The sequence below is a fragment of the Acinetobacter sp. WCHA29 genome (assembly GCF_002165335.1).
Classification (GTDB): domain Bacteria; phylum Pseudomonadota; class Gammaproteobacteria; order Pseudomonadales; family Moraxellaceae; genus Acinetobacter.
This window is the reverse complement of the sequence record NZ_NHRQ01000023.1, coordinates 36,606-44,425: the sequence shown is the minus strand read 5'-3', so window position 1 is coordinate 44,425 and position 7,820 is coordinate 36,606. Positions and strand designations below refer to the sequence as shown.

Sequence of the window (7,820 nt, the reverse complement as noted above, 5' to 3'; positions counted from 1 at the left end):
ACCTAACTAATCTAGCCAAATCCTTGTTTCTCAACAAGTTTTTATCTGCATCACCGCCGATGGATGTGCATTCTACACCATTCCTCTCCCAACACAACCCCCTTCCCTAATCTTTTTATTTAAGTGGACGTTTTTAAACCAAAATCACAATTTTTCTTATATTTTTCGACCGAATTTGTTTTAATAAGAAGAGAACAACTAAACTGTATACCTTATATCTATGTTTTGCGTCATGCAGCGCAATCATTCTAATGACTGTATTTCGCTCTAATGGCGACGAAGGACTTATATGCATTACTCAAATTACATCTTGCTGGGGCTGTTAACTGCTGGGGCATACTCACCTGTATTAGCACAAGAAGTTCAAAACGAGCCATCTATTCAAACAAGCTCTGTGGCAAATACCAACAATCAACAATCGACATCGACGATTCAAGCCATAAAAGATTTAAAACATATCACTAGAAATGATTTAAAGATCAATGCAAACGCTGCCCAACCTGATGCTGTAAAAGATCCTTTACAACCATTGAATAGACAGATCTTTGCTTTAAATGATGCTTTGGATCGTAATTTATTAAAACCTGTTGCAATACAATATGTGGCAAAAGTTCCAGAAGAAGTCCGTACTCCTTATCGCCAATTTAGGAAAAATCTAGGTGAACCTTGGAATGCAGTCAACCAATTAATCCAAGGACGACCAACTCGCGCTGCCAAGACATTAGGTCGTTTCACGATTAATACGCTTACAACACTAGGTTTTGCTGATCCTGCCCGTCGTTTAGGCCTAACCACTGAAGAGGAAAGTTTTGGCGTCACTTTAGGTTACTACGGTGTACCATCAGGTCCTTACGTGATGCTGCCATTTTTTGGTCCAAGCACATTCCGTGACGGTTTTGGTTTAGCAACAGATAGTTTTGGTCGCCCACAAAAATATTTATTAGATGATCAAGAAGGTATTTATTGGTCTACTAATTTATTACAAGCAATTGATGCTCGCTCACAAATTTTGGATATTGAAGAAAGCTTAAAAGGCGATAAATATTCAATGATCCGTGATTTTTACTTACAACGTAAAGCCTTCCAAATCGCTGAAAAGCATGGAGATTCGGCAGATGTTTCATTTGTAAGTGACGAAGATGATAATAACGATCAATCAGGTGATGACAAATAATCTCTTAGGAACTTTAAATGATAGACTTATGTATTAATTTAAAGTTTTAGCAATACTATGTTTTTCATCATATTTCATCTATGATGAATTAAAAAATGATCATACAAATACAAAAGGTCGGCTGTTTATCTATGTATTTTATTCAACCCACACGCTCAATATCTTATTTAGAACAAGCACTAAATGAGTTACCGAGTTTACAAATCATTCATATCGATGATTTAGATTTGTATGATCAAACAATAATTGCTATTGCCGATGTACAAGATTTTTTAAAATACCAATGGAAATTACCTACAATTGTTCTTGCTTTTGAACATGAAGGAACTGCATTAGCTCAAGCATGGGAAATGGGTGCGTTGGCAGGATGGATTTGGAGTGAATTACCCAAAAATCCTGTTCACTCATTGTTTAAAATCGATGCTCAATATAAACGTAATCAAGATAGTAGAGATTTACCTTCCGCCGCAGAACTACAAAAAAGATTATTACCAAACCCGATCGAATTACCAAACTATCAATTTGAATCATTTTTTCAGCCTTCAGCTTACCTGTCAGGAGATTGGTATGATTACTGGAGATTAAATGATGATGAAGTCTTGTTTTATTTAGCAGATGTTTCAGGCCATGGGGTAACAAGTAGTTTACTCACATCTTGGATGGCGGCATTTCATGGCCGATCAAAAACACCTAGTCAATTGATTCAAAAACTAAATGCAATGTTAGTACAAGAAAATATTGAAAAGCATATTACTATGGTGGCGGGAATATTAAACTTAGCAACTCATGAAGTATGTTGGTCTAGCGCTGGTCACTACCCTCCTCCAATTATTTTTGAGCCCAACCAACCACCACAAATCCTTACAACAAGTAGCTTTCCATTAGGTCTTACTGAAGAACTAGAAGTTGAAGAACATTGTTGTACGCTGAGCCGTAATGCTCGTTTTATATTATGTTCTGATGGTGCACTTGAACCATTTGATGGCGGTTTGAATGATCAATTTAATCAATTGGTCGAACATCTTCAGCATGACGCTTTCAAAGCACCAGATCATGTTGCTGACGATATTGCAATATTAAGCATATGTCGAATGAATTAACTCTAAAATCAATATTTTAATTAGATCACAGCATCCAACCACTTGTGTCTAGAATATCACTATGGGATAATTTTATATCCTTTCTCTGAAAATGGCATTTATATGTCAACAGGTCATGTTGAATATGCAAGTTTGAACGGAACGCATATTTTCAAGCTTATTGGCGAAGTGCGCGCTCACTCTTGTATAAGTTTAGACAAGTTACTCAACAAAATTGAACAGCAACAGAATGTTGTCGGTGCAATTGTTGATTTAACTGAAACTACATTTATTGACAGCACAGTCTTGGGTGTACTTGCAAAACTAGGTCTTAAGCTTAAACAAGTTCATCATATTCAAGCTGTTATGCTCTCGACAAATCCAGATATTACAACTTTAGCCAACAGTATGGGGCTAGGTCAGGTATTTGTGATTTTAAATTATTGCGGTGATCCAAACGTATGCACTTTAGAATTAACTGAAGAGCACGTTACACATAGTGCAATGCTCAACACTGTGTTAGATGCGCATAAAACACTAATGCGTTTAAATGAAAACAACCAAAATATGTTTGAGCCACTTGTAAAGCAATTGCAAAAAGAACAAGAGTGTTTATCTCTTGATTCACAAAAACAAAATGCATAATTGCTGAAAACTAAATTGTGATGCTTGTATGACCTTACTTTCTGTTGCACAAATGAACTCTCAAAATGACATTGAAGCAAATTTCATCGTCATTGAGTCATTGATCCAACAAAGTAAGGCTCAAGCTGCTGAGCTTATTGTTTTCCCAGAAAATTTTGTTTGTTTTGCAGCAGGGAAACAACGCGAGACAGCAGCACAATTCGAGAGCATCCAAAAACGATTGGAACAATTGGCTCATCGTTATCAAATCTGGATTATCGCAGGTACCCTCCCTTGCCCGTTTCGTCCTGATGGTTCAATCATTGATGATGGTCGTGTGCGTACTGTCAGTTTATGCATTAGCCCTGAAAGAACTGAAGCGCGTTATGACAAAATCCATTTATTTGACGTTCAGGTCAGTGATGCTGTCGGTGGTTATCAGGAATCAAGATTCTTTGAACCTGGTGATGAAGTTGTAGTTGCCAAAACACCTTTTGGCAATATCGGACTGATGGTGTGTTATGACCTGCGTTTTCCAGAACTCTCGTTGATGTTACGCACCAAAGGAGCAAATATCCTAACCGCTCCTGCCGCATTTACCTACACCACAGGCAAACTGCACTGGCAACTGCTGCTACAGGCACGTGCCATGGATAGCCAATGTTATGTGCTTGGTGCAGCTCAGCAAGGCTGGCATGGTGAACAGCGTCAAACTTGGGGGCATGCAGGAATTACAAATAGCCGAGGGCAACTATTAGAAATGATTACGGTTGAAGGACATGGTTTAATTACATCTTCATTTGACCGAGCAGAACAAAACGATATTCGACTAGCAATGCCATTGATGCAGCATCGCAAACTTATCAATTATTAAAAATAATCGTTTTATCTGAGCATACTTTTGTTCAATTTATCCTCATATGACATCACTTTGACTGTTATAGTCAATTTTCATAAATGTATGTTTTGTAGGATCATGATTTAATAGGCTTTATTTATCATGGTAGAACAAGATCAAATGGTCGTATTCTATACTTGATGTAATATCCTCAATTCATTCGTATTAAGTTTGATTTATGTTTAAAGTAATTTTCATTTTTTTATTTTTTATAGGAGCAATTGCACAACTTCATGCAGCAATCGTTGAAACCAATACCAGTCCACAAAGTGTCTTATCTACACCGCAAAATTTATCATTAAATTCTTTTGGGCAATGGGTAATTGGTTGGGGAACGGGTTCTGAAGGTGCGAGACAAAGATTAGATAATATCCAGCGAGAAGACGTGCTTATTATCAAACAAAAAGGTGCAACTTTAGACATGATTGTTGCTTGGCAACAATATTATGAACAAGAAGCGCTTAATAACCCTAATAATCCAACAGCACGTTATAGGGCGCGTTTGATGAAAAAAATCACTGAGCTTTGGTAATGATTGATATGAAATCTGCGTAACTAATCATAAGCAGATCACGATATACTGATCACATGAATATACTGTTTGAGAAGCGCATGGGTGATGAACATAAGCAATTACTATTAGATAATCAGCTTTGTTTTCTGATTTACTCAACCAACCTTGCCTTAAATCAAGTCTACCGTCAATTGCTCTCTCCTCTCGGATTAACTTACCCTCAATATCTGGTAATGTTAGTGCTTTGGGAAAGGGATCAACTCAGTGTTTCTGAGATCGGTGAAAGATTATTCTTAGAATCTTCCACACTCACTCCATTATTAAAAAAACTTGAAGCCTCACAACTAATTTCACGCAAACGCTCAGTCGAAGATGAAAGACAGGTTATTATTTCTCTTACATCACAAGGTCATACTTTAAAATTACAAGCAGTCGATATTCCATCCAAAATTTCAGAAGCAGCGGCCTGTTCAACCACATCACTTACAGAGCTTAAAGATCAGCTTGCGATATTACGTCACCATCTCACGCAATAGAACCTAAGTTTACAAATCGATAACTTGCATTCCTATATATATCGTGTACGATTTAATTGTACACAATATTTATTCAGGAATAAGAATCATGTCTCTAGAACAAGTCGTTTATCGTGCAAAAGCAAAAGCTACAGGTGGCCGTGATGGTCGTGCAACTTCATCAGACGGTGTCTTAGATGTAAAATTAGGTGTGCCAAAAGAAATGGGCGGTGCTGGTGGTGAGGTGACCAATCCTGAGCAGCTCTTTGCGGCGGGTTATTCAGCATGTTTCTTAGGTGCAATGAAATTTGTTGCAAATCGAGATAAATTTAAAATTACGAAAGATGCTTATGTTGAAGGTGAAGTGGGAATTGGTCCAATTCCAAATGGCTTTGGTATCGAGGTCACTTTAAATGTTTATCTAATTGGTATGGAACAAGCAGAAGCAGAGCAATTGGTTGCTGCTGCACATATCGTTTGCCCTTACTCAAACGCGACTCGTGGCAATATCGATGTGAATTTTAATATCGTAACCACTGAATAATGATTTCAGATTTTACAAAGAAAAACAGCATGGTGATCCATGCTGTTTTTTTACTTATATCGTATTTACACTTCCGCAGCTTCATTCGTCACACGCAATACTTCTTCTAATGTGGTTTTTCCAGCTAACACTTTCAATAAACCATCATCACGAATCGAAGCAGCATGGCGACGCGCATGATTTTCTAATTCAAACTCAGCTGCATTACCATGAATCAAACGGCGCATCGAATCATCTACTGGCACAATTTCATAAATTGCAGTTCGTCCGCTAAAGCCAACATGTGAACATTTTTCACAACCATGCGGTTCAGGTAACTGCATATATTCATCAACTTTGAGATGTTGGAACACTTGTCGCTCAAAATCATCTGCTTTTCGCCAAGTCACACAATGTGGACACAAGGTACGCACTAAACGCTGTGCAATAACACCTATCAAAGAACTTGCCAACAAGAATGGTTCAATCCCCATATCTTTTAAACGTGTTACTGCACCAATCGCGGTATTGGTATGTAGTGTAGAGAGCACCAAGTGCCCTGTTAAAGATGCTTGTACCGCAATTTCAGCAGTTTCAAGATCACGAATCTCACCGACCATTACCACATCTGGATCTTGGCGTAGCATCGCTTTTAATGCACGTGCAAAGGTCATATCAACTTTAGTATTGACCTGCGTTTGACCGATCCCTTCCAATTGATATTCAATCGGATCTTCGGCAGTCAAAATATTACGTGTATTATCATTAAGATCAGACAATGCAGCATATAAGGTTGTCGTTTTACCCGAACCTGTTGGGCCTGTAACTAAAATAATGCCATGTGGGCGATGTACCAATTGCGTTAAACGTTCATAGTCATTTTTCATTAAACCAAGATGAGTCATATTTAAACGCCCAGCTTGCTTGTCTAGTAAACGCATGACCACTCGTTCACCATGCGAAGAAGGTAAAGTCGATACACGCACATCGACCTCACGACCTGCCAAGCGCAGTGAAATACGACCATCCTGAGGAATACGCTTTTCTGCAATATCCAGTTTCGCCATGACTTTAATACGTGACACCAACAACGGCGCAAGTTCACGGCGTGGCTGTACAATTTCACGCAGTTGACCATCGACACGTAAACGTACCGAAAGTTTTTTCTCAAAAGCTTCAATATGAATATCAGATGCGCTGACACGAATCGCTTCAGACAATAAGGCATTAATTAAGCGAACAATTGGTGCATCATCCTCTTGATCCATCAAGTCTTCAGCTTCAGGCACTTGGTCTGCCAAACTTAATAAATCTGGATGATCTTCTAGACCCGCAGCCACTTGTTGTGACTCACCTGTATCCCCTGCATAGCTAGAACTGAGTAAGGCATGGAACTCTTGATCAGTACATAATTGATCGTGAGCCGATTTCCCCAAAATTCGACGTGCTTCCTGCAAAGCAATACGCGCGGTGTCCTTCCGTCGCACAATAAAAATTTGATCACCTTCATAACGTAATAAAACGCCATGTCTTTTGGCAAAACTATAAGGAATTTGTATTTGTTTAAGTATTTGCATTATACAAATAATGATAAAAAAGATGCTTGAGTGTACTCTAAGCAGGTTACAGCGTGAAGTCTGTTTAGCATACTCACACAGGAATTTTGCATCTTGTCTCAAAATAATCAATCTCAAGCTCCACATGCCAACGAATTGAAATGGTGGGGCGAACAACAATTTGAAATTCAACAAGCCAAAGCTTGGCAATTTGGTTCATTATTATTTCGTCTAACACGTGGCATTAAAGAATGGCGATTGGAATATCATCGTCCTCAATCTCAACATGATTACGAACAGCAATGGCAAGTTCTAAATGACACGATTTTTGCAATGCCACAACCTGCAAAAATCGAACGCTACATGTTTCATAACACACAGAGTACATTCCATTTAATGCCGCGTTTAGCAGATCGCTCTGTAGTGATTAAACCCGTTGACCCAATTTATATTCCAGCAGGCCAACGTGGAACCTTATATATCAGTACGCCCCTATGGATTGCAGGTCTGGTTGAGGGATTGACTGAGCCTTTATTTGATATTCCTGTGATTCAACCGAAAGATACTTGGTTCGGGAAAGACCCTCAGCATGGTGAAATCTGTTATGCCACCTCAGTGGATGGTCGTACCGACTTAAATCTGCTCAAACCGCGTGCATTCCGTGCTGTCACCCCGATTGAGTTTCATAATACCAGCCAGCATCAGCTTCGTTTTGACCGTATGAATGTACCCGTTCCTGCTCTTCCCCTTTTCTATAGTGAAAGTACAGGTCGTTTATGGACTTCACAAATCAAAGTCTATTATGAAGGTATGGATCATCCAGCACGTATTCGGATTGAGAATAGAACCCCAACTCAAGCGGGTGAAGTGATTTATGTACATCCTCCTCGTGCGCCTGGAAGTACATTATTCAATATGTTTGATTCATTCTTTTAAG

General features: G+C 38.8%; 9 protein-coding genes. 8 read left to right on the top strand and 1 reads right to left on the bottom strand.

Annotated elements, in window-relative coordinates; translation table 11 throughout:
* Positions 1 to 289 precede the first annotated feature (289 nt).
* The 7 genes from CDG59_RS12805 to CDG59_RS12775 all read left to right on the top strand — a co-directional run bounded on the left by CDG59_RS12805 (position 290) and on the right by CDG59_RS12775 (position 5,348).
* Entirely contained in the window at positions 290 to 1,174 is an 885-nt protein-coding gene (locus CDG59_RS12805; protein ID WP_087545640.1) for a VacJ family lipoprotein, read from the top strand.
* 131 nt (positions 1,175 to 1,305) lie between these two features.
* Entirely contained in the window at positions 1,306 to 2,274 is a 969-nt protein-coding gene (gene gigA, locus CDG59_RS12800) for an RsbU family protein phosphatase GigA (protein ID WP_034602948.1), read from the top strand.
* Between the two features lie 102 nt (positions 2,275 to 2,376).
* Positions 2,377 to 2,898: an anti-anti-sigma factor GigB gene (gene gigB, locus CDG59_RS12795; RefSeq protein WP_004664261.1), complete on the top strand. Its 522-nt coding sequence runs from the start codon at positions 2,377 to 2,379 to the stop codon at positions 2,896 to 2,898.
* Between the two features lie 28 nt (positions 2,899 to 2,926).
* The gene (locus CDG59_RS12790) at positions 2,927 to 3,751 is read left to right on the top strand and encodes a carbon-nitrogen hydrolase family protein (protein ID WP_087545639.1); all 825 of its coding nucleotides are present in this window, start codon (positions 2,927 to 2,929) and stop codon (positions 3,749 to 3,751) included.
* A 202-nt stretch (positions 3,752 to 3,953) separates the two neighbouring features.
* Positions 3,954 to 4,307, top strand: a complete 354-nt coding sequence (locus CDG59_RS12785) for a DUF4951 domain-containing protein (protein WP_087545638.1) — start codon at positions 3,954 to 3,956, stop codon at positions 4,305 to 4,307.
* 80 nt (positions 4,308 to 4,387) lie between these two features.
* Positions 4,388 to 4,825 (top strand): MarR family winged helix-turn-helix transcriptional regulator, encoded by a 438-nt coding sequence (locus CDG59_RS12780; RefSeq protein WP_087545637.1) that lies wholly within the window; start codon positions 4,388 to 4,390, stop codon positions 4,823 to 4,825.
* Positions 4,826 to 4,913: 88 nt separating this feature from the next.
* A complete protein-coding gene (locus tag CDG59_RS12775; RefSeq protein ID WP_046738486.1) occupies positions 4,914 to 5,348 on the top strand; it encodes an organic hydroperoxide resistance protein in 435 nt (144 codons plus the stop codon).
* Between the two features lie 65 nt (positions 5,349 to 5,413).
* Here the strand turns inward: CDG59_RS12775 and gspE are convergent, their stop codons facing one another.
* Positions 5,414 to 6,904: a type II secretion system ATPase GspE gene (gspE, locus tag CDG59_RS12770; protein ID WP_005164434.1), complete on the bottom strand. Its 1,491-nt coding sequence runs from the start codon at positions 6,902 to 6,904 to the stop codon at positions 5,414 to 5,416.
* Positions 6,905 to 6,997: 93 nt separating this feature from the next.
* Here gspE and CDG59_RS12765 point away from each other — a divergent pair, with 93 nt between their 5' ends.
* Positions 6,998 to 7,819: a hypothetical protein gene (locus tag CDG59_RS12765; RefSeq protein ID WP_087545636.1), complete on the top strand. Its 822-nt coding sequence runs from the start codon at positions 6,998 to 7,000 to the stop codon at positions 7,817 to 7,819.
* Position 7,820: the final 1 nt, after the last annotated feature.

Excerpts from the sequence above, each read along its gene's own strand:
- CDG59_RS12805 (WP_087545640.1), top strand. The coding sequence starts at position 290 with ATGCATTACTCAAATTACATCTTGCTGGGGCTGTTAACTGCTGGGGCA.
- gigA (WP_034602948.1), top strand. The coding sequence starts at position 1,306 with ATGTATTTTATTCAACCCACACGCTCAATATCTTATTTAGAACAAGCA.
- gigB (WP_004664261.1), top strand. The coding sequence starts at position 2,377 with ATGTCAACAGGTCATGTTGAATATGCAAGTTTGAACGGAACGCATATT.
- CDG59_RS12790 (WP_087545639.1), top strand. The coding sequence starts at position 2,927 with ATGACCTTACTTTCTGTTGCACAAATGAACTCTCAAAATGACATTGAA.
- CDG59_RS12785 (WP_087545638.1), top strand. The coding sequence starts at position 3,954 with ATGTTTAAAGTAATTTTCATTTTTTTATTTTTTATAGGAGCAATTGCA.
- CDG59_RS12780 (WP_087545637.1), top strand. The coding sequence starts at position 4,388 with ATGGGTGATGAACATAAGCAATTACTATTAGATAATCAGCTTTGTTTT.
- CDG59_RS12775 (WP_046738486.1), top strand. The coding sequence starts at position 4,914 with ATGTCTCTAGAACAAGTCGTTTATCGTGCAAAAGCAAAAGCTACAGGT.
- gspE (WP_005164434.1), bottom strand. The coding sequence starts at position 6,904 with ATGCAAATACTTAAACAAATACAAATTCCTTATAGTTTTGCCAAAAGA.